The organism is Mycobacterium sp. 1245499.0 (assembly GCF_001673615.1).
Taxonomy (GTDB): domain Bacteria; phylum Actinomycetota; class Actinomycetes; order Mycobacteriales; family Mycobacteriaceae; genus Mycobacterium; species Mycobacterium europaeum_A.
The window spans coordinates 1-21,381 of sequence record NZ_LZMG01000137.1 but is presented as its reverse complement, the minus strand read 5'-3'; the positions used below and the strand labels follow the sequence as shown (position 1 = coordinate 21,381).

Sequence of the window (21,381 nt, the reverse complement as noted above, 5' to 3'; positions counted from 1 at the left end):
TGCACAGCCTCGGGTTAATCCACAGATAGCCGTTGAGCGGTGCCGGTGTGACGGTCCGCGGACCTACCGTCGGCCCATGCGAACAGAACTTCCGGCGGAGCGCCTGCACCGGCGGCTCAACGCCGAACCGGAGACCGATGGCGCCGCCGAGCCCGCGGACGCCGGGTCGGCCTCGACGCAGGACGCCCCGGACGACGACCAGAATTCACTGTTGCCGCGCTGGCTTCCCGACGCCTCGCAGGACCGCGGCTGGGTGGCCAGGGTGCGCGCCGACCCCGGCCGCGCCGGCGCCATCGGGTTGGCGATCGTGGCGGCGCTGGCGGTGCTGGTCACGGTTTTCACCTTGTTGCGCGACCGGCCGGCGCCGGTGATGTCAGCCAAGCTGCCACCGGTGGAGAAGGTGTCCACCGCCAGGTCGTCGGCCAGCCCGGGTGCGGCGCCACCCGCAAGCCCCGACCGTCCGGTGGTGGTCAGCGTCGTCGGCTTGGTGCACACGCCGGGTTTGGTGACGCTGGCGCCGGGGTCGCGCATCGCCGATGCGCTGCAGGCCGCCGGCGGCGCGGTGAACGGCGCCGACACCATCGGACTGAACATGGCCCGACCGGTCGGTGACGGCGAACAGATCGTGGTCGGCCTCGCTCCCGTTCCGGGCCAGCCGACGGCCCTGGGCAGTTCGGTCGCCACCGCAACGACGCCGACCTCCAAGGCGCCGGCGCCCGGGTCGGGATCGGTCAAGCCGAAGCCGGGCCAGGCGGTCGACCTGAACACCGCGACCGTCGCGGAACTCGACGCTCTGCCCGGCGTTGGGCCGGTCACCGCCGCCGCGATCGTGGCGTGGCGGCAGGCCAACGGCAAATTCACCAGCGTCGACCAGCTCGCCGATGTCGAGGGCATCGGGCCGGCGCGGCTGGAGAAGCTGCGCGCGCTGGTCCGTGTCTGACCCCGGTGCTGCCTCCCGGGCTAGGTGGATCACCGTCGGGGCATGTCGATGTGCGCCTGGTGCCGGCCGCGCTGACCTGCTGGGCGGTGACGGCCGGCGGGATCTGGTGGTCGGCCGGGCGGATCTTCGCCTGGTGCTGCGTCGCGCTGACCGTCGCCGCCGGTGCGCTGGCATGGCGCGCGGCGCGCCGGCCCGGCCGCGTGGCCCGGCTCCGCACGATCAGCGCCGGCCTGGCCGCCGTGGGTGTGGTGGGAGCGGGCTACGGCTTCGCGATCGCGCTGCGCGCCGACGCGGCCGCTCACCACCCGATCACCGCGGCCTTCGGCACCAGCGCCCCGGCTACCGTCACCCCCACCGAGAGCCCGGTGTCGCTGGGCAGCAGCCGGCTGATGTTTCGGGCGACCCTGCAACGCCTGCGCGACGCCGAAATGTCAGGCCGCGTCGTGGTTTTCGCGCGCGCCTCGGACTTCGCCGCCGTGACGGTGGGCCAGCCGGTGCGGTTCACCGCGCGGATCACCCGGCCGACCCGCCGGGACCTGACCGTCGCGGTGCTCAATGCGTCGGGCCCGCCGGCCATGGGCACCGCGAGCGCAGTGCAGTCGGCCGCGCACGGCGTGCGCAGCCGCTTTGCCGCCGCGGTCCGCGCCACGCTGCCCGGCGAGCAGGCGGCGATGCTGCCCGCGCTGGTGCTCGGCGACACCTCGGCGGTGCCAAGTGACACCAGCCGCGACTTTCGTGCGGCCGGCATGACGCACCTGATGGCCGTGTCGGGGGCCAACGTGACGATCGTGTGTGCGGCCGTGCTGTTCTCGGCCCGGCTGATCGGCCCGCGGTCGGCCGTCGCGCTTGCCGCGCTGGCGCTGGTGGCCTTCGTCATCGTCGTGCAGCCGACGGCGAGTGTGGTGCGGGCGGCGGTGATGGGTGCCATCGCGCTGACGGGCATGCTGACTTCGCGTCGGCGGCAAGCCATTCCGGCCCTCGCCGCCACCGTGCTGGTGTTGCTGGCGGTCGCCCCCGCGCTGGCCGTGGACGTGGGGTTCGCGCTGTCGGTGCTCGCCACCGCGGCGCTGATCGTCGTCGCGCCGGTCTGGTCGCGGCGCCTGGTCGCCAAGGGATGGCCCAAGCCGCTGGCCGACGCGCTCGCCGTCGCGTGGGCCGCGCAGCTGGTGACCGCGCCGCTGGTGGCGGCGATCTCCGGGCGATTCAGCGTGGTTGCCGCCCTGGCGAACCTCGCGGTGGCCGGTGTGATCGCCCCGATCACGGTGCTGGGCACCGCGGCGGCCGCGCTCTGCGCGATATGGCCGGCCGCCGCGCGGCTGCTGATCCGGTTCACCGGCCCGGAGTTGTGGTGGGTGGACGGCGTGGCCCACGCGGCGGCCAACATGCCCGGCGCCACGGTGCCGGTCCCCGAGGGGATGCCCGGCACCCTGATCGTCGGCGGCGTCGCGGTGCTGGCGGTGGTGCTGTGGCGGTGGCGACTGTTTCGCGTCGCGGCGGGGGTCGGGGCGCTGGTCGGGCTGGCGTGGGCGCTGTCCGGGCTGGGGTAGGCGGGGCGTCGCGCCGTCGATCCCCGAGCGGCGCGGTCGGTGGGGCGTGACACCATCGTGGGGTGACCGAGATTTCGCCGTTGCACCTGGTCCTGGGAGACGAGGAACTGCTGGTCGAGCGGGCGGTGTCCGACGTGCTGCGGTCGGCGCGCAAACGAGCCGGCACCGACGACGTGCCGGTCAACCGGATGCGGGCGGGCGACGTCAGCACCTATGAGCTCGCCGAGCTGCTGAGTCCGTCGCTGTTCGCCGACGAGCGCATCGTCGTGCTGGAGGCCGCCGGCGAAGCGGGCAAAGACGCTGCCGCGGTGATCGTTTCGGCCGCGAGCGACATGCCGACCGGCGTGGTGCTGGTCGTGGTGCACTCGGGCGGCGGGCGCGCCAAGGCGCTGGCCACCGAGCTGCAATCCCTTGGCGCCGTGGTGCATTCGTGCGCGCGGATCACCAAACTGAGCGAGCGCGTCGATTTTGTCCGCAAGGAGTTTCGCGGCCTGCGGGTCAAGGCCGACGACCAGACGGTGACCGCACTGCTGGATTCGGTCGGTTCCGACCTGCGGGAGTTGGCCTCGGCCTGCTCCCAGTTGGTCGCCGACACCGGCGGGGTGGTCGACGCCGACGCGGTCCGCCGCTATCACAGCGGCAAGGCCGAGGTGAAGGGCTTCGACATCGCGGATAAGGCGGTGACCGGTGACATCGAAGGGGCCGCCGAGGCGTTGCGGTGGGCGATGATGCGCGGTGAGCCGCTGGTGGTGCTGGCGGACGCGCTGGCCGAGGCGATCCACACGATCGGCCGGGTCGGCCCACTGTCGGGGGACCCCTACCGGCTGGCGTCTCAGCTCGGGATGCCGCCCTGGCGGGTGCAGAAGGCGCAGAAGCAGGCGCGGCGTTGGTCGCGTGACTCTGTGGCGACCGCGATGAAGGTGGTGGCCACGCTCAACGCGAACGTGAAGGGAGCGGTGGTGGACGCCGACTACGCCCTGGAATCCGCGGTCAGGCAGGTCGCCGAGCTAGCCGCCCAGCGCGGCCAGTAGAGGGGGCGCGTCGGCTGAGTAAAAGCCTTAGATCTTGTTGAGGACCTGCGCCAGGGCCGACTTCTTGTTCGCCGCCTGGTTCTTGTGGATCACGCCCTTGCTGGCGGCCTTGTCCAGCTTGCGGTTGGTCGACACCAGCAACTCGGCGGCCTTCTCCTTGTCGCCGGCGTGGGCCGCCTCGCGGAACGCGCGGACAGCGGTACGCAGCGACGACTTCACCGACTTGTTGCGCAGGCGAGCGCGCTCGTTCGTCTTGTTGCGCTTCTGCTGCGACTTGATGTTGGCCACGCGGGAGTTCCTTCTTCGATTAGACGTATTGTGGGGCGCCGGATATCACCACAGCGATTGCCCAGGTTATCAGTGAGTTACGTTTTCTCCCAAAACGGGAACACGTGGGCTGCCAGAACGTCGACTTGAGGCAGCATCTGAACAGTGAGTCTTACCAACCAGCTTGACCACACCAAGCGGGGTTTTCGCGCTGCGCGCTCTGAGCGCATCTTCGACGGATACAACGTGGCCTCCGACGCCTACGACATGGCGTTCGACGAGATGTTCGATGCCCAGGGCAACGTGCGCGGCCCGTACAAGGGCATCTACGCCGAGCTCGCGCCGTCGGATGCCTCGGAGCTCAAAGCCCGCGCCGAAGCGCTGTCCCGCGCCTTCCTCGACCAGGGCATCACCTTCTCGTTATCGGGCCAGGAGCGGCCGTTTCCGCTGGATCTGGTGCCGCGGGTCATCTCGGCCGCCGAGTGGACGCGCCTGGAGCGCGGCATCACCCAGCGCGTCAAGGCGCTCGAGCTGTACCTCGACGACATCTACGGTGACCAGGAAATATTGAACGACGGGGTGATCCCGCGCCGGCTGATCACGTCGTGCGAGCACTTCCACCGCCAGGCGATGGGCATCGTCCCGCCCAACGGCGTGCGGATCCACGTCGCCGGCATCGACCTGATCCGCGACGACAAGGGCACCTGGCGGGTCCTCGAGGACAACCTGCGGTCGCCGTCGGGTGTGTCCTATGTCATGGAGAACCGGCGCACCATGGCGCGCGTGTTCCCCAACCTGTTCGCCAGCCACCGGGTGCGCGCGGTCGATGACTACGCCTCGCACCTGCTGCGGGCGCTGCGCAACTCCGCGGCCACCAACGAGGCCGACCCGACGGTGGTGGTGCTGACCCCGGGCGTCTACAACTCGGCCTATTTCGAGCATTCGCTGCTGGCCCGCCAGATGGGGGTCGAGCTGGTCGAGGGCCGCGACCTGTTCTGCCGCGACAACCAGGTGTACATGCGCACCACCGAGGGGGAGCGCCAGGTCGACGTCATCTATCGGCGCATCGACGACGCCTTCCTGGATCCGCTGCAGTTCCGCGCCGATTCGGTGCTGGGGGTGGCGGGGCTGGTCAACGCCGCCCGTGCGGGCAACGTGTCCATCTCCAGCGCGATCGGCAACGGCGTCGGCGACGACAAACTCGTCTACACCTATGTGCCCACGATGATCGAGTACTACCTCGGGGAGAAGCCGCTGCTGGCCAACGTGGAGACGCTGCGCTGCTGGCTCGACGACGAGCGCGAAGAGGTGCTGGACCGCATCGACGAGCTGGTGCTCAAGCCGGTGGAGGGGTCGGGCGGCTACGGCATCGTGTTCGGGCCGGAGGCCTCGGAGAAAGAGTTGGCGGCCGTCGCCAAGAAGGTGCGCGACGATCCGCGGAGCTGGATCGCGCAGCCGATGATGGAGCTGTCGACGGTGCCGACCCAGGTCGGCAACACCCTGGCGCCGCGCTACGTCGACCTGCGGCCGTTCGCGGTCAACGACGGCAACGACGTGTGGGTGCTGCCCGGCGGGCTGAGCCGGGTGGCGCTGGTCGAGGGGTCGCGGGTGGTCAACTCCAGTCAGGGCGGCGGCTCCAAGGACACCTGGGTGCTGGCGTCGCGGGCGTCGGCCGGCGATCACGAGCTCGAGGCGGCGGAGGTGGTGCGCTCGTTGCCCATCTCGATGCCGGACCCGATGCTCGACGACGCCCCGCGGGTGACGTCTCAGCAGGCGCAGCCCACCGAACTGCCCCAGCGCGAGCAGCTCGAGCAACAACAACAGCAAAGGGCGGTGCACGATGTTGGCACGTAACGCCGAGTCGCTCTACTGGATCGGCCGGTACGTCGAACGCGCCGACGACACCGCGCGCATCCTGGACGTGGCGCTGCACCAGTTGCTCGAGGATTCCAGCGTCGACCCCGACCAGGCGTCGCGGCTGCTGCTGCGGGTGCTCGGGATCGACCCGCCGAAGCACGATCTGGACGTGTGGTCGCTGACCGATCTGGTGGCCTACAGCACCAACACCCAGGGCGGCTGTTCGATCGTCGATGCCATCACCTCGGCGCGCGAGAACGCCAAGTCGGCGCGCGAAGTGACCTCCAGCGAGATCTGGGAATGCCTCAACACCACCTACCACGCCCTGCCCGAACGTGAGCGGGCCGCCAAACGCCTTGGGCCGCACGACTTTCTGTCGTTCATCGAGCGGCGGGCGGCGATGTTCGCCGGCCTGGCCGACTCGACGCTGTCCCGCGACGACGGCTACCGGTTCATGGTGCTGGGCCGGGCCATCGAACGGGTCGACATGACGGTGCGGCTGTTGTTGTCGCGGGTCGGCGACAGCGCCTCGTCCCCGGCGTGGGTGACGCTGTTGCGTTCGGCGGGCGCGCACGACACCTATCTGCGCACCTATCGCGGTGTGCTGGACGCCGGTCGTGTGGTCGAATTCATGTTGTTGGACAGGCTGTTTCCGCGTTCTGTGTTCTATTCGCTGCGGCTGGCCGAACACAATCTCGACGAGCTGGTCCACAACCGGCAGAGCCGGATCGGGGCGACCGCCGAGGCGCAGCGACTGCTCGGGCAGGCCCGCAGCGAATTGGAATTCGTGCAGCCCGGCGTGCTGCTGGAGTCGTTGGAGAGCCGCCTGGCGGGGCTGCAGCGCACCTGCCACGACGTCGGAGAGGCGTTGGCGCTGCAGTACTTCCACGTCACGCCCTGGGTGGCCTGGTCGGACGCGGGCCAGCGCGCCCGGCTGGTCAGCAGGAAAGGGGACGGCTGATGTGGCGACTGCGGGTGGTGCACACCACCGGGTACGCCTACCAATCCCCGGTGACCGCCTCCTACAACGAGGCCCGGTTGACCCCGCGGTCGAACAGCCGGCAGAACGTCATCCTCAACCGTGTCGAAACCATCCCGGCGACCCGGTCCTACCGCTACATCGATTACTGGGGCACCGCGGTCACCGCGTTCGACCTGCACGCCCCGCACACCGATCTCACGGTGATGTCGACGTCGGTCGTGGAAACCGAGCGGGCCGAGCCACTCTCGGCGGAGGCGGGCTGGAGCGACCTGCAGTCCGAGGCCGTGATCGATCGCTATGACGACCTGCTTCGCCCCACTCAGCACGCCCCGGCCAGCAAGCGGGTGGCGTCGGTCGGTAAGAAGATCAGCAAGACCCACAAGCCGGCCGAAGCCGTTGTAGCCGCGGCCAATTGGGTGCGCGAAGAACTGGAATACCTGCCGGGCACCACCAGCGTGCACTCGTCCGGCCTGGACGCGCTCAAAGCGGGCAAGGGCGTGTGCCAGGACTTCGTGCATTTGTCGCTGATGTTGTTGCGCAGCATGGGGATTCCGGCGCACTACGTCTCGGGCTACCTGCACCCCAGGCGCGACGCCGTCGTCGGTGACACCGTCGACGGCCGAAGCCACGCCTGGATTGAGGCGTGGACGGGTGCCTGGTGGAGCTATGACCCCACTAACGACACCGAGATCACCGAGCAGTACGTCGGCGTCGGCGTGGGCCGCGACTACGCCGACGTCTCCCCGCTGAAGGGCATCTACTCCGGGGAGGGCGCCACCGACCTCGACGTGATCGTCGAGGTGACCCGGCTGGCCTAGCCCGGGGCGGGGTTCGTCGCCGCAGGGATACCGTTGCAGGAATGAACGATCCGGCCGAAGGCGCGCCGCGCCGCGATAAGAGCCGGCCCGGCTCGCCCCTGGCGGCGCTGGCCCTGCTCTGCATCGCGCTGCTCGTCGGCGGCATCGCCATCGGCGTCGCGGTGGGCGGCGTCATGCCGTTGCCCTACGGCCCGGCGGGCGCCGTCACCGCCTACGTTCGCGCCCAGCCGACCGCCGTGCGCATCATCGCCGTTGCGACGTTCGCGTCCTCGGTGCCGCTGGCGATCTACGGGGCAAGCGCCGGCGCCCGGCTGAGCCGACTCGGGGCCGGATCCGGCGCGGTCACGTTGAGTGGCGGCGTCTTGGCCGCCGGTGCGCTCGGCCTGGCGGGGTTGCTGGGTTGGGCGTTGTCGATACCGGACGTCGCCGCGAACGCGGCGGTGGTCCGGGCGCTCTACTTGTTGGTCTTTCTCACCGGCGGCCCCGGGCACATCGTGGCGCTGGGCCTGCTGGTCGGCGGGATCGCGGTGCCCGGCCTCACCCGCGCGTTGATGCCGGGACCGGTCGCGCGGCTCGGTCTGGCCACGGCCATCCTCGCCGAATTGGCGACGGCGGTGCTGATTTGGCCGGCGCTGGGCGTCATCCTGCCGATCGCCCGGGTGCTGGCGCTGACCTGGCTGATGGTGGCTGGCGTTGCCCTAACCCATGCGGCACAACGAGATTCGGCCGCCGGGGGAGCGGCCGCGGGCGGCCATCACGCGGACGCATCAACCTGAACGCGGTGCAGGTCGTCACCGAGTTCGACCCGCCCACCGAACTGCGTGGCCGCCAGCGCCCGCCACTGCTCCTCCTGGCCGGGCACCAGCGCCGGCACGTAGTGCGTCATGACCAGGGTGTCCACCCCCGCGCGCGCCGCGGTCGCCGCCGCCTCCTCCACCGAAGAGTGGTAGTCGCAGATGTCCTGCAGCCGCTGCTGCGGGATGGTGGCGACGATGTCCTTGCGGATCACGGTGTGCACCAGCGCACCCGCCCCTGCCGCCAGTTCGTCCAGGCCCGCGCACGGGACGGTGTCGCCGGCGAGCACCACCGAGGCGCCCTGGTAGTCGATGCGAAAGCCGATGGTCGGCGCCACCGGACGGTGATCGGTCGGGGCGACCCGGATGGCCACGCCGTCGCGGTCCCAGACGGTTTCCTCGGTATGTTCGTGCACGTCCACCGCCGGCGGCGAGTTGATGTCGGCGTGATGGGCGATCCGGTAGCCGATGTCGTGGCGGAACGCGTTCAACGTCGCCGCGACCGCCTCGGCGGTGCCGGGCGGACCGATGATCGGCAGCGGCGCGGGGTCGGGCGTGAAGGTGCTGATCCACCGGGTGATGAGGACGTCGCCCAGGTCGCCGATGTGATCGCTGTGCAGGTGGGTCAGCAGCAACGCCGACAATCCGGCGGCGCCCACCCCGACCGCGGCCGCGCGCTGCAGCACGCCGCGCCCGCAGTCCACCAGGAACACCTGCCCGCCGGCCCGCACCAGAGTTGACGGCCCGGCGCGGTTCGGATCGGGGATGGGGCTTCCGGTTCCCAGCAGGGTGACCTCGATCATGTCCTTATCTTGCAAGCCCGCGGCTCCCGCAGTGGTCCAATCGCGCGATCCGCGCGGCCTGCACCGCTAGGACACGATCTGTTTGCAGCTTCTCTTAGTGGCTTTTGCGCCGCGCGAGGAAGCCGTAGCCTGATGTGAAGCGGATCACAACCCGGCTGGAGGCCCCGATGCGGATAGCGGACGTCTTGCGGAACAAGGGCGCGGCGGTGGTGACCATCAACCCCGACGCGACGGTTCGCGAGCTGCTTGCGGGGCTGAGCGACCAGAACATCGGCGCCATGGTGGTGGTCGGTGACGAGGGTGTGGTCGGCATCGTGTCCGAGCGTGACGTCGTGCGTCAGCTGCATACGCACGGCGCCAGTGTGCTGTCTCGCCCGGTGTCCAAGATCATGACGTCCATGCTGGCGACCTGCACGAAGACCGACGAGGTCGACGCGATCAGCGTGTTGATGACCAAGAACCGGGTCCGGCACGTGCCGGTGCTCGACGGCAAGAAGCTGATCGGGATCGTCAGCATCGGTGACGTGGTGAAGAGCCGACTGGAAGAACTCGAGGCCGAGCAGCAGCAACTGCATTCCTACATCACCCAGGGCTGATCGCCCGACTCCGCTCGCCGAACGTGCACTCACGGCGAGAATTGTGGCGTGGGCTCGCCCTGAGTTCACGCTCGGCGCAACGCCGCGACGCGTTCAGCGCCAGGAGTAGTCGGCGCGCAGGCGGGCGGCCACCACGTCGAAGATCTCGCGATCCAGGATGGCGCCCTCGCGGCGGATGCCCTCCTCGGGCACGTCGAGCACCCGGTCCAGCCGGACCCAGCTCTGCCTGCCCTCGTAATCCCAAGGGCCGGAACCGATTCCAACCCAGTCCGGGTCGGCGGCGTGGCGCTCCTGGCTGGACACCATCAACCCCAGCAGGACGCTGCGGTCCCGGCCCACGACCAGGACGGGCCGGTCCTTGCCCCGGGTGGGGTCGTCCTCGTAGACCACCCACGTCCAGACGATCTCACCGGGATCGGCCCGGCCGTCCAGGCTCGGCGCGTACACCAGCTTGCGGGCGCGCTGCGCGGTCGGGAGGCTGCCGCTGGTCACCGGCCGGCCGGTGACGGGCGCGTCGGGAGGTGGTGGCGCCACCGCGGCGATGACGTTCGCCGTGATCTTCACGGCCTGCTGCAGTTCGCGCAGCACGGTCTGGGAATTCTGCACGGTCCGGACCAGGCGCGGAGCGCCGTTGAACACCAGATTCTCCGCGAACCGCTGAAACGTCTTCCACTGGGATTTCCGGGGAGACGACATATTCGCAGCATAGACGCGAGCGGCGGGGTGCGACTGTATCCAAGTAGGTCCCGGCGGCCCTGTCTGGATACGCTGGACATACCCGCGAACCGCGCCGGAAACGGCCGCAACGCGCCCCGTCTAGTTGCACGCACCAGGAGATTCCCATCAGCAGTTTCGCCGACAAGACCTTCACCGCGCCGGCGCAGATTCGGAACTTCTGCATCATCGCCCACATCGACCACGGAAAGTCCACGCTGGCCGACCGGATGCTCCAGCTCACCGGTGTCGTCGACGAGCGGTCCATGCGCGCGCAGTACCTGGACCGGATGGACATCGAGCGCGAGCGCGGCATCACCATCAAGGCCCAAAACGTGCGCCTGCCGTGGAAAGTCGGTGACACCCAGTACGTGCTGCACCTGATCGACACCCCGGGCCACGTCGACTTCACCTACGAGGTGTCGCGCGCGCTGGAGGCGTGCGAGGGCGCGGTGCTGCTGGTGGACGCCGCCCAAGGCATCGAGGCGCAGACCCTGGCCAACCTCTACCTGGCGCTCGACCGCGACCTGCACATCATCCCGGTGCTGAACAAGATCGACCTGCCCGCCGCGGACCCGGACCGCTACGCCGCCGAGATCGCGCACATCATCGGCTGCGAGCCGGGCGACGTGCTGCGGGTTTCCGGCAAGACCGGAGCCGGCGTCGCCGACCTCCTCGATCACGTGGTGCGCGAGGTGCCGCCCCCGCAGGGCCAGGCCGACGCGCCGCTGCGGGCGATGATCTTCGACTCGGTCTACGACATCTACCGCGGCGTGGTGACCTACGTGCGGGTGGTCGACGGCAAGATCACCCCTCGCGAACGCATCGCGATGATGTCCACCGGCGCCACCCACGAACTGCTCGAGGTCGGCATTGTCTCGCCCGAACCGAAGGCCAGCGACGGCCTGGGCGTGGGCGAGGTGGGCTACCTGATCACCGGCGTCAAGGACGTCCGCCAATCCAAGGTGGGGGACACGGTGACGACGGCACGCCACGGCGCCGCCGAGGCGCTGACCGGATACCGCGAGCCCAAGCCGATGGTCTACTCGGGTCTGTATCCGGTGGACGGCTCCGACTACCCGGATCTGCGCGACGCCCTGGACAGGCTGCAACTCAACGACGCGGCCCTGACCTACGAGCCGGAGACGTCGGTGGCCCTGGGCTTCGGATTCCGTTGCGGCTTCTTGGGTTTGCTGCACATGGAGATCACCCGCGAACGCCTGGAGCGCGAGTTCAACCTGGACCTGATCTCGACGTCGCCCAACGTCGTCTACCGGGTGGTCAAGGAGGACAACACCGAGATCCGGGTGACCAACCCGTCGGATTGGCCGGAGGGCAAGATCCGCGAGGTCTACGAGCCGGTGGTCAAGACCACCATCATCGCGCCCAGTGAATTCATCGGCACCATAATGGAACTGTGTCAGTCGCGCCGCGGCGAGCTGGGCGGCATGGACTACCTGTCACCCGAACGCGTCGAGCTGCGCTACACCATGCCGCTGGGCGAGATCATCTTCGACTTCTTCGATTCGCTGAAGTCACGCACCCGTGGCTACGCCAGCCTCGACTACGAGGAGGCCGGCGAGCAGGAGGCCCAACTGGTCAAGGTCGACATCCTGTTGCAGGGCGAGGCGGTCGACGCGTTCAGCGCGATCGTGCACAAGGATTCGGCGTTCGCCTACGGGAACAAGATGACCACCAAGCTCAAAGAGCTGATTCCGCGCCAGCAGTTCGAGGTGCCCGTCCAGGCGGCCATCGGATCGAAAATCATTGCGCGGGAGAACATTCGCGCGATACGCAAGGACGTGCTGTCCAAGTGCTACGGCGGCGACATCACCCGTAAACGCAAGCTTCTCGAAAAGCAGAAGGAAGGCAAGAAGCGGATGAAGACCATCGGGCGCGTCGATGTGCCGCAGGAGGCGTTCGTCGCGGCGTTGTCCGCCGACGCCGCGGGGGACAAGGGCAAGAAGTAGCCATGCGGATTCGGGGGATGGCGACGGCTTTGATGGCGGTCGCCGTGCTGGCGACGGGCTGCGGTGGAGTGGTGGCGGGCACGGCGAAGCCGGCGCCGAACCTCAAGCCGCGACCGCTCAGCGGCGCGACGGTCAAACAGGTGCTACTCGACGGCCCGACGCTGTCGCGGATGCTCAATCAGACGTTCGTGGCGCGGGATCCGGCCGAATTCGGCGGGCCCGAAAGGCTTTATCAGGTCCAGCGGACGATGTCGCAGGCCGGGTGCCTGGGCGTGACGGCGATGCTGCAGCAGGGCGTGTACCGGTCCGCCGACGTGAAAGACGTTGCGTCCGAGTCGTGGTGGAACAACGGCGAACCGGCGCAGGTGATCGTGGTCGAGGAGGGGGTGGTCACCCTCCCGTCGCCCGCACAGGCGCAGGCGCTGTTCACGCAGTTCTCGGGACAGTGGCAGCAGTGCAACGGCATGACGACGTCGGAACAGTCCGGGCCGATCAGCACCACGAACGTCATCAGCGACGTCCGCGTCACGGATTCCACCATCGCGGCGACCAAGACCGCGACGTCGATCTTGCCCAACATGCCGCCGCTGCGGCCCACCCCACAGGCGCGCGCCATCGGCATCCGGTCGAACTGCCTCGTCGAGGTCCAGGTGGTGTTCTTCGGCGGGCGACGGTCCTCGGACCCCGGCTCGGCCGACATCAACACCAGCGCCATCGACGTCGCGCACGCCCTGATGGACAGGGTGAGCGCTCTGGGCTGACGTCGTGGCGACCCGCTTCGCCCGGCTAACGCCGCGCTTGCGATCGCCACGTCCTGATGGTGGCGACCCGCTTCGCCCGGCTGCGCCGCGCTCCCGATCGCCACGTCCTGATGGTGGCGACCCGCTTCGCCCGGCTAACGCCGCGCTTGCGATGCCACGTCCTGATGGTGGCGACCCGCGTCGCCCGGCTCACGCCGCGCTTGCGATCGCCACGTCACATCGGGGCGTTGGCTGGCTGGAACATTCCGGAGCCGTCGGCTTCCTCCTCGGCGCGGATGACGTGCACCACCGCGTTGATCAGCGCCAGGTGGGTGAAGGCCTGCGGGAAGTTGCCCAGCTGCCGGCCGGTGCGCGGCTCGATCTCCTCGGCGTAGAGATGCAGCGGGCTGGCATACGACAGCAGCCGCTCACACAGGCGCTTGGCGCGCCGCACCTCGCCGATCTCGACGAGCGCCGACACCAGCCAGAACGAGCAGATCGTGAAGGTGCCCTCCTCGCCGGACAGCCCGTCGTCGGTTTCCTCGACCCGGTAGCGCAGCACCAGGCCCTCCTGGGTGAGTTCGTCGGCGATCGCCAACACGGTGTTGCGCACCCGCGGGTCATCCGGCGGCAAGAACCGCGTCAGCACCACCAACAGCAGCGAGGCGTCCAGCGCGTCGCTGCCGTAGCGCTGGGTGAACACCCCGCGGGAGTCCACGCCGTGCGCCAGGATGTCGTTCTTGATCTCCTCGGCGATCGCGCGCCACTGCTGGGCATAGCTCTTCTCGCCCTGCCGCTCGGCCAGCTTGGCGCCGCGGTCCAGCGCCACCCAGCACATCACCTTCGACGACGTGAAGTGCTGCGGCTCCCCACGCACCTCCCAGATCCCGCGGTCGGGCTCGCGCCAGTGCTTGATCGCCTCCTCCACCTGCTTCTTCAGCACCGGCCACAAGGTCTCGGGGACCTGCTCGCGCGACTTGGCGTGCAGGTAGAAAGAGTCCAGGATCGAGCCCCAGATGTCGTGCTGGATCTGGTCGTAGGCGCCGTTGCCGATGCGCACCGGCCGGGCGTGGTCGTAGCCGGACAGGTGATGAAGCTCCTCTTCGACCAGACTGCGCTCGCCACCCACGCCGTACATGACCTGCAGCGGGTGCCGCTCGTTGTTGTTGGCGCCGGAGACGTCGGCGATGAACGCGAAGAAGTCGTCGGCCTCGCGATCCAGTCCGAGCGTGTACAGGCCCCACAGCGCGAAGGTGGAGTCGCGCACCCAGGCGTAGCGGTAATCCCAGTTACGCTCGCCCTGCGGCGTTTCCGGCAGCGACGTGGTGCTGGCCGCCAGCAGCGCGCCGGTGGGCGAGTAGGTCAGGCCCTTCAGGGTCAGCGCGCTGCGCTGCAGGTACGCCCGCCACGGATGGTCGGGGAAGTTACCGATGTTGATCCACTGCCGCCAGCACTCGGTGGTCTGCCACATCTTGTCGGCGGCCTCTTGGTAGGTCTGCGGCGCCGGATGCTTGGTCCAGCTCAGGGCGACGAACACGTCGTCGCCCTCTTTCATCCGGGTGCGTGCGCGCGCCTCGCGGCCCTCCAGCCCGATCCGCAGGTTGGACGTCAGCCGCATCGTCGGGTGGGCGTCGGGATCCTTGGCGGCGCGCGCGACGGCCTCGCCATAGGCGTTGGCGGAGTACTCCCAGGTGGCGCCGACGCGGTGATAGTCGAACGCCGGTTCGCAGCTCATCATCAGTTCGACGGTGCCGCTGACGCAGCGCACCGTGCGCAGCAGGATGTGCTCGGCGTCCCAGTCCATCGGGGTGCGGCGGTGCGTCCGAGACCGCCGCTCCAGGTCGTGCCACGGGCCCATCACCAGCGCATCGCGCACGATCAGCCACCCGGTGTGGGTCTGCCAGGTGGTTTCCATGATCAGGCTGCCGGGCAGGTACCGGCGGGCCGAGGGCACCGAGACGCCATACGGGCCCAGCCGGAAATGGCCGGCGCTGCGGTCCAAGATCGCACCGAACACGCTGGGCGAATCCGGGCGGGGCACGCAGAGCCATTCGACCGATCCGGCGGGGGAGATCAGGCACGTGGTTTCCCAGTCCGACAGGAACGCATAGTCGGCGATCGGCGGGAACGGGTTCCGCAGGGCCGCGCTGGGAGCGAGCGGCCCGGGCGTGCGCAGGTCGATGGACGACGACATCGACGTGGCCGAGGCGGCGTCAAACTCTTCCCCGGGCAGGGCACCGTCCGGCGGGGCCGGTTGGTCGTCGGGCTGGGCGTGCAAAACCATCTGGACATCATCGCTGCTCAGCGGTCCCGCGTCCAACGTTTCACCGTGGTGGCGCGCCGCGCGGCGATCCGCTGCGTCCGACCCATGCCGGCGCGTGTTCCCGGCCGGCCGATGGTCTTCGGCGGTCGGGCCGAATAGGGTGAGCCCCGTGAACGCGTTCCTCAATTGGTGGGACGGCAACGAGCTGTGGCTTTCGGGGCTGCCTTTCGTGCTGCAGGCCCTGGTGGTGGTGCCCGCCGTGCTGGTGGTGGCCTACGCGACGGCGGCCCTGCTGGATGGCGTGCTCGGGAAGGGCATCGAGCTGATGCGCCGCGCCCGCCACGACGGGACGCCCGGGTAGCCCATGCCTCGGTCACACGTGACCCTGATTCTGGTCATCCTGGTGGCGTTGGTGATCGTCACGTGGCTGGTGACCCACGCGATGCACCGCTAGCGGCCGCGGGCCCTCTGCACAGCCGCCGTCGCGGTGGCGGCAACGTCAATTCCTGTTAGGCTTCCCGCCATGCGCGTGGCGATGAGCATCTCGGAGTGCTATGCCCTCGTGCACTGTTGTCGCTGACTCCCAAACCCGTGCGCGGTCTGGTCTGGAGTTTTCGAATTCTCCTGAAGTTTTAGGTGCCTTTCCGCAGAAACGGGACCCGACTCCCATACCTCTCGCACCGGAAGGCCCTCAATGGACACAAGGACCGCATCGCGCTGGCGGCCCGTCCTCGCACTTGCCCTGATCGCCTGCATCATCGCCGGGTGCCACGGCGGCGCCAGTGATGCCGTCGGCGGCGGTGGTCTGGCCAACGCGCGCACCAGCATCACCCTGGTCGCCTACTCGGTCCCAGAACCCGGTTGGAGCAAGATAATTCCGGCGTTCAACGCCTCCGACGAGGGCAAGGGCGTGCAGGTGGTCACCTCCTACGGGGCCTCCGGTGACCAGTCCCGCGGCGTCGTCGACGGCAAGCCGGCCGACGTCGTCAACTTCTCCGTCGAACCCGACATTGCGCGACTGGTCAAGGCCGGCAAGGTCTCCAAGGACTGGAATACCGACGCCACCAAGGGAATTCCGTTCGGTTCGGTCGTCACGCTGGTGGTGCGCAAGGGCAATCCGAAGAACATCAGGGATTGGGATGACCTGCTGCGGCCCGGAGTGGAGGTCATCACCCCCAGCCCGCTGAGCTCCGGATCGGCCAAGTGGAACCTGCTCGCGCCGTATGCGGTCAAGAGCGAAGGCGGCGCCCACAGCGACGCCGGGGTTGCGTTCATCAAGAAGCTGGTCACCGAACACGTGAAACTGCGCCCCGGATCGGGGCGGGAGGCCACCGACGTCTTCGTCCAGGGCAGCGGTGACGTGTTGATCAGCTACGAGAACGAGGCCATCGCCACCGAGCGGGCCGGAAAGCCGGTCGAACACATCAACCTGGCGCAGACCTTCAAGATCGACAACCCGGTGGCGGTGGTCAACACCAGCCCGCATCTCGACGCCGCCGTCGCCTTCAAGAACTTCCAGTACACGGCCGCGGCCCAAAAGGTCTGGGCGCAAGCCGGTTTCCGCCCGGTCGACCCGGCCGTCGCCGCCGACTTCCGCAACCAGTACCCGGTGCCGGCGAAGCTGTGGACCATCGCCGACCTGGGCGGCTGGGCCACGGCGGACCCGCAGCTGTTCGACAAGAACTCCGGCAGCATCACGAAGATCTACACGAAGGCCACCGGATGACCGCCATCACCCCGGACCCGCTGGCGGTCCGGCCCGAGCTCAGCGGCGACGCGCCACCGGGCCCGCTACCCGGACGCGGCCGCGGCACCACCGCGCTGCGCGTCGGCGTGGCCACGGTCTGGCTCTCGGTGATCGTGTTGCTGCCGCTGGCGGCGATCGCGTGGCAATCCGCGGGCGGCGGCTGGCACGCCTTCTGGCTCGCGGTCACCTCGAATGCCGCGCTGGAATCGTTCCGGGTGACCCTGACGATCTCGGCCGGGGTCACGGTGCTCAACCTGGTCTTCGGCCTGGTGATCGCGTGGGTGCTGGTGCGGGATGACTTTCCGGGCAAGCGCCTCGTGGACGCGATCATCGATCTGCCCTTCGCGCTGCCGACCATCGTCGCCAGCCTGGTGATGCTGGCGTTGTACGGCAACCACAGCCCCGTCGGTCTGCATCTGCAGCACACGTCGTGGGGTGTGGCGGTCGCCCTGGCCTTCGTCACGCTGCCGTTCGTGGTGCGTGCCGTGCAGCCGGTGCTACTCGAACTGGATCGCGAAACCGAGGAGGCCGCGGCGTCGCTGGGTGCCAGCGGGCCGAAGATCTTCACCTCGGTGGTGCTGCCGTCGCTGCTGCCCGCGTTGTTGTCCGGGGCGGGGCTGGCCTTCTCCCGGGCGATCGGCGAGTTCGGTTCGGTGGTGCTCATCGGCGGTGCGGTGCCCGGCAAGACCGAAGTGTCCTCACAGTGGATCCGCACGTTGATCGAGAACGACGACCGCACCGGTGCAGCCGCGATATCGATTGTGCTGTTGGGCATTTCGTTTGTCGTTCTGCTCATCCTGCGGATCGTGGGCGGCCGCGCGGCCAAGCGAGAGGAGCTGTCCGCATGACATCGTCGGCGGGAGTGCGCTATTGGTTGCGGTTCGTCGCGCTCGCCTACATCTTCGTGCTGCTGGTCATTCCGGTGGCGTTGATCCTGTGGCGCACGTTCCGACCCGGGCTGGGCCAGTTCTACGCCTGGGTCAGCACCCCCGCGGCGATCTCGGCGCTGAACCTGACGCTGCTGGTGGTGGCCATCGTGGTACCCCTCAACGTCATCTTCGGCATCCCCACCGCATTGGTCCTCGCGCGCAACAGGTTTCGCGGCAAGGGCGTGCTGCAGGCGGTCATCGACCTGCCGTTCGCGGTCTCGCCCGTCATCGTGGGTGTCGCGTTGATCGTGTTGTGGGGCTCGGCCGGTGCGCTCGGATTCGTCGAACAGGACCTCGGGTTCAAGATCATCTTCGGCCTGCCGGGCATCGTGCTGGCCAGCATCTTCGTCACGCTGCCCTTCGTGGTGCGCGAAGTGGAGCCGGTGCTGCACGAGCTGGGCACCGACCAGGAGGAGGCGGCGGCCACCCTGGGTTCGGGGTGGTGGCAGACGTTTTGGCGGATCACGCTGCCGTCGATCCGGTGGGGTCTGACCTACGGCATCGTGTTGACCATTGCACGTACCCTGGGGGAGTACGGTGCCGTGCTGATGGTGTCGTCGAACCTGCCGGGAAAGTCGCAGACACTGACATTGCTTGTCTCCGACCGGTACAACCGCGGTGCGGAATACGGCGCCTACGCGCTGTCCACGCTGCTGATGGGGGTTGCGGTGCTGGTGCTGGTTTTCCAGGTAGTGCTGGACGCGCGCCGTGCACGAGCGGCGAAGCAGGCCTGACGAGGAGAATGACCGTGACTCACGCCAACCGGGACGACCTCGCCATCGTCGTCCGCGACGCCAACAAACGTTATGGCGATTTCGTCGCGCTGGACCATGTGGACTTCGCCGTGCCCACCGGCTCGCTGACGGCTTTGCTGGGTCCCAGCGGCTCGGGCAAGTCGACCCTGCTGCGCACTATCGCCGGGCTCGACCAACCCGATACCGGAACCGTCACGATCGACGGCCGCGACGTGACCCGGGTGCCGCCGCAGCGCCGCGGCATCGGATTCGTGTTTCAGCACTACGCGGCGTTCAAGCACCTGACCGTGCGCGACAACGTGGCCTACGGGCTCAAGATCCGCAAGCGGCCCAAGGCCGAGATCAAGGCCAAGGTAGACAACCTGCTCGAAGTGGTGGGACTGAGCGGCTTTCACCGCCGCTATCCCAACCAGTTGTCCGGCGGTCAGCGCCAGCGCATGGCGCTGGCGCGGGCGTTGGCGGTCGACCCGCAGGTGCTGCTGCTCGACGAGCCGTTCGGCGCGCTGGACGCCAAGGTGCGTGAGGATCTGCGGGCGTGGTTGCGGCGCCTGCACGACGAGGTGCACGTGACCACGGTGCTGGTCACCCACGACCAGGCCGAGGCGCTCGACGTCGCCGACCGCATCGCGGTGCTGAACAAGGGCCGCATCGAACAGGTCGGCTCCCCGACGGACGTGTACGACACCCCGGCGAACGCGTTCGTGATGTCATTCCTCGGTGCGGTGTCCACCCTGAACGGCACTTTGGTGCGCCCGCACGATATCCGGGTGGGCCGCAATCCCGATATGGCGATCGCCGGCGGTGACGGCACGGCCGAGTCCGTCGGGGTGGTGCGCGCCGTCGTCGACCGGGTGGTGACGCTGGGCTTCGAGGTGCGGGTCGAGTTGACCAGCGCGGCCACCGGCGGATTCTTCACCGCGCAGATCACCCGCGGTGACGCCGAGGCGTTGGCCCTGCGCGAGGGCGACACCGTCTACGTGCGGGCCACCCGGGTTCCCCCGATCGCCCTGGCCGCCAACGCAAGTCGTGCGGACGAGGCCGACCAGGATGAGAGCACCCTGACGTCGGCGTAGTCGCCGCATGAGAACCGCGGGCCGACCACTATCCGATTCGCCGACGCGCTAGCGGATGCGCTATCGGTTTTCAGATCCACTCGTCGGTCCGATTCCCACCGGGTCGGCGGTGGCGGAACCTGTCGAATGTTGAACTGCTATGACGCGTGCAAACCGCATTCGGTCTTGGCCCGGCCCTGCCAACGTCCGCTGCGCGGATCGGCCCCGGCCAGCGGCTTGGCCGTGCAGGGTTGGCAGCCGATCGACGAATAGCCTTCGTACATAAGCGGATTGACAAGCACGCCGTTGTCGTCGATGTAGTTCTGCACGTCCTCGTCGGACCATTCGACCAGCGGGTTGACCTTGACAAGCTTGAAGCCCTCGTCGAATCCGACCACTGGGGCGTTGGCGCGCGCGGCGGTCTCACCCCGGCGCAGGCCGGTCACCCAGGCGGAGTATCCGCGCAGCGTCTTGCCCAGCGGCGCGACCTTGCGCAGCCGGCAGCATTCGCTCGGGTCCCGCGCGAACAGGTCCTTACCCAGCAGCCTGTCCTGCTCGGCGACACTGTGTTCTGGAGTGACATTGAGCACCCGGATGTCGTACACGGATTCGATCGCATCCCGGGTGCCGATGGTTTCCACAAAGTGATAACCGGTGTCCAAGAACACCACCGGCACACCCGGACGCACCTTGGCCGCCAGATCGATCAGCACGGCCTCCTGCATGCTGGAAGCCACCACGTAATTGCAGGTGGCCCAGCCGCGGGGCCCGTTGATGCCGCCGAACGTTTCGTCGGTCCAACGCAACACCTCGGCGGCGCTGGCGCCCTCCAGCTCGGCCGCGCCGCGGGCGGCAAGCGCCCGCAATTCGGCTTCTGGAAGCTTGGTTGTTCGTTCGCTCATCGCAAATCGTCCTCGTCTGCCCTCATAGCCCACTGTGCGAAACGTTCACCCTCACCGCGATATTTCAGGAAGTTACGTGTGACCCGCTCGATGTAGTCGCCGAGCTCGTCGCTGGTGACCTTGTGCTGGCGCAGTTTTCGGCCGAATCCGCTGTCCAGACCCAAGCTGCCGCCCAGGTGAACCTGAAAACCCTCGACCGAGCCGCCCTCTCCGTCGTCGACCATCTGACCCTTGAGCCCGATGTCGGCGACCTGAATGCGGGCGCAGGAATTGGGGCAGCCGTTGATGTTGACGGTGATGGGCACGTCGAGCTGGTCGTTGATGTCGGCGAGCCGGCGCTCCAGCTCGGGCACCAAAGACTGCGCCTTGACCCGGGTTTCGGCGAAAGACAACTTGCAGTACTCAATCCCCGTGCACGCCATCAGGTTCCGGCGCCAATGCGACGGCTTCGACTGCAGGCCGAGCGCCTCCAGGCCGGCGATCAGCTCGTCGAGCTTGTCGTCGGGCACGTCGAGGATGACCAGCTTCTGATACGGGGTGAGCCGGATCCGGTCCGAGCCGGCTTGTTCGGCGAGGTCGGCCACCGCGGTGAGGATGGTGCCCGACACCCGACCGGCGATGGAGGCGACGCCCACCGCGTTGAGCCCGTTCTTGAGCCGCTGCACCCCGACGTG

The 21,381-nt window shown here is 68.6% G+C and carries 20 protein-coding genes and 1 pseudogene; 15 read left to right on the top strand and 6 right to left on the bottom strand.

Annotated elements, in window-relative coordinates; genetic code table 11:
- Positions 1 to 76: 76 nt before the first annotated feature.
- The 3 genes from A5646_RS06850 to holA all read left to right on the top strand — a co-directional run bounded on the left by A5646_RS06850 (position 77) and on the right by holA (position 3,518).
- A complete protein-coding gene (locus tag A5646_RS06850; RefSeq protein WP_066880995.1) occupies positions 77 to 940 on the top strand; it encodes a ComEA family DNA-binding protein in 864 nt (287 codons plus the stop codon).
- A 50-nt stretch (positions 941 to 990) separates the two neighbouring features.
- A complete protein-coding gene (locus A5646_RS06845) occupies positions 991 to 2,487 on the top strand; it encodes a ComEC/Rec2 family competence protein (protein WP_067020776.1) in 1,497 nt (498 codons plus the stop codon).
- Between the two features lie 62 nt (positions 2,488 to 2,549).
- Entirely contained in the window at positions 2,550 to 3,518 is a 969-nt protein-coding gene (gene holA, locus A5646_RS06840; protein ID WP_066862704.1) for a DNA polymerase III subunit delta, read from the top strand.
- Between the two features lie 27 nt (positions 3,519 to 3,545).
- Here holA and rpsT read toward each other — a convergent pair whose 3' ends face one another.
- On the bottom strand, positions 3,546 to 3,806 hold the full coding sequence (gene rpsT, locus A5646_RS06835; protein ID WP_066862701.1) for a 30S ribosomal protein S20: 261 nt from the start codon (positions 3,804 to 3,806) through the stop codon (positions 3,546 to 3,548).
- Positions 3,807 to 3,950: 144 nt separating this feature from the next.
- On the opposite strand from rpsT, the gene A5646_RS06830 reads away from it, so the two are divergent.
- Genes A5646_RS06830 through A5646_RS06815 form a run of 4 tightly spaced genes read left to right on the top strand, consistent with a single transcriptional unit; the run spans position 3,951 to position 8,218 of the window.
- Entirely contained in the window at positions 3,951 to 5,639 is a 1,689-nt protein-coding gene (locus A5646_RS06830; protein WP_067020774.1) for a circularly permuted type 2 ATP-grasp protein, read from the top strand.
- Positions 5,626 to 6,603, top strand: a complete 978-nt coding sequence (locus A5646_RS06825; protein WP_067020772.1) for an alpha-E domain-containing protein — start codon at positions 5,626 to 5,628, stop codon at positions 6,601 to 6,603. The genes A5646_RS06830 and A5646_RS06825 overlap by 14 nt, the downstream gene beginning before the upstream one ends.
- A complete protein-coding gene (locus A5646_RS06820; protein ID WP_066881391.1) occupies positions 6,603 to 7,442 on the top strand; it encodes a transglutaminase family protein in 840 nt (279 codons plus the stop codon). The genes A5646_RS06825 and A5646_RS06820 overlap by 1 nt, the downstream gene beginning before the upstream one ends.
- Before the next feature lie 41 nt (positions 7,443 to 7,483).
- Positions 7,484 to 8,218, top strand: coding sequence for a hypothetical protein (locus A5646_RS06815; protein WP_067020770.1), 735 nt, complete (start codon positions 7,484 to 7,486; stop codon positions 8,216 to 8,218).
- On the opposite strand, the gene A5646_RS06810 is transcribed toward A5646_RS06815, so the two are convergent.
- Positions 8,197 to 9,039 carry a ribonuclease Z gene (locus A5646_RS06810; RefSeq protein ID WP_067020789.1) on the bottom strand — a complete coding sequence of 281 codons (843 nt, stop codon included), beginning with the start codon at positions 9,037 to 9,039 and terminating at the stop codon, positions 8,197 to 8,199. The two genes, A5646_RS06815 and A5646_RS06810, sit on opposite strands and share 22 nt — an antisense overlap.
- 167 nt (positions 9,040 to 9,206) lie before the next feature.
- Here A5646_RS06810 and A5646_RS06805 point away from each other — a divergent pair, with 167 nt between their 5' ends.
- Entirely contained in the window at positions 9,207 to 9,635 is a 429-nt protein-coding gene (locus A5646_RS06805) for a CBS domain-containing protein (protein WP_066862712.1), read from the top strand.
- Between the two features lie 93 nt (positions 9,636 to 9,728).
- Here A5646_RS06805 and A5646_RS06800 read toward each other — a convergent pair whose 3' ends face one another.
- Positions 9,729 to 10,331, bottom strand: a complete 603-nt coding sequence (locus A5646_RS06800; protein ID WP_066862687.1) for a type II toxin-antitoxin system PemK/MazF family toxin — start codon at positions 10,329 to 10,331, stop codon at positions 9,729 to 9,731.
- A gap of 140 nt (positions 10,332 to 10,471) precedes the next feature.
- On the opposite strand from A5646_RS06800, the gene lepA reads away from it, so the two are divergent.
- Positions 10,472 to 12,319 (top strand): translation elongation factor 4, encoded by a 1,848-nt coding sequence (gene lepA / locus A5646_RS06795; protein ID WP_082984658.1) that lies wholly within the window; start codon positions 10,472 to 10,474, stop codon positions 12,317 to 12,319.
- 2 nt (positions 12,320 to 12,321) lie between these two features.
- The gene (locus A5646_RS06790) at positions 12,322 to 13,080 is read left to right on the top strand and encodes a sensor domain-containing protein (RefSeq protein ID WP_067020765.1); all 759 of its coding nucleotides are present in this window, start codon (positions 12,322 to 12,324) and stop codon (positions 13,078 to 13,080) included.
- 214 nt (positions 13,081 to 13,294) lie between these two features.
- On the opposite strand, the gene A5646_RS06785 is transcribed toward A5646_RS06790, so the two are convergent.
- Positions 13,295 to 15,253, bottom strand: coding sequence for a glycoside hydrolase family 15 protein (locus tag A5646_RS06785; protein ID WP_231997792.1), 1,959 nt, complete (start codon positions 15,251 to 15,253; stop codon positions 13,295 to 13,297).
- A gap of 229 nt (positions 15,254 to 15,482) precedes the next feature.
- On the opposite strand from A5646_RS06785, the gene A5646_RS06780 reads away from it, so the two are divergent.
- From A5646_RS06780 to A5646_RS06760, 5 genes are all read left to right on the top strand, one after another.
- On the top strand, positions 15,483 to 15,683 hold the full coding sequence (locus A5646_RS06780; RefSeq protein ID WP_231997791.1) for a hypothetical protein: 201 nt from the start codon (positions 15,483 to 15,485) through the stop codon (positions 15,681 to 15,683).
- Positions 15,684 to 16,016: 333 nt separating this feature from the next.
- Entirely contained in the window at positions 16,017 to 17,048 is a 1,032-nt protein-coding gene (locus A5646_RS06775; protein ID WP_067020762.1) for a sulfate ABC transporter substrate-binding protein, read from the top strand.
- Entirely contained in the window at positions 17,045 to 17,917 is an 873-nt protein-coding gene (gene cysT, locus A5646_RS06770; protein WP_066862675.1) for a sulfate ABC transporter permease subunit CysT, read from the top strand. The genes A5646_RS06775 and cysT overlap by 4 nt, the downstream gene beginning before the upstream one ends.
- Complete coding sequence (cysW, locus tag A5646_RS06765; RefSeq protein WP_066879391.1) at positions 17,914 to 18,732, top strand: sulfate ABC transporter permease subunit CysW; 819 nt, start codon at positions 17,914 to 17,916, stop codon at positions 18,730 to 18,732. The genes cysT and cysW overlap by 4 nt, the downstream gene beginning before the upstream one ends.
- A gap of 8 nt (positions 18,733 to 18,740) precedes the next feature.
- Complete coding sequence (locus A5646_RS06760) at positions 18,741 to 19,826, top strand: sulfate/molybdate ABC transporter ATP-binding protein (RefSeq protein ID WP_067020760.1); 1,086 nt, start codon at positions 18,741 to 18,743, stop codon at positions 19,824 to 19,826.
- A 137-nt stretch (positions 19,827 to 19,963) separates the two neighbouring features.
- On the opposite strand, the gene A5646_RS06755 is transcribed toward A5646_RS06760, so the two are convergent.
- Together A5646_RS06755 and A5646_RS06750 are read right to left on the bottom strand one after the other, a co-directional pair.
- Positions 19,964 to 20,707, bottom strand: coding sequence for a phosphoadenylyl-sulfate reductase (locus A5646_RS06755; RefSeq protein ID WP_066879384.1), 744 nt, complete (start codon positions 20,705 to 20,707; stop codon positions 19,964 to 19,966).
- Positions 20,704 to 21,381: pseudogene (locus A5646_RS06750) on the bottom strand (nitrite/sulfite reductase); the annotation flags it as partial. The pseudogene A5646_RS06750 and the gene A5646_RS06755, both read right to left, overlap by 4 nt.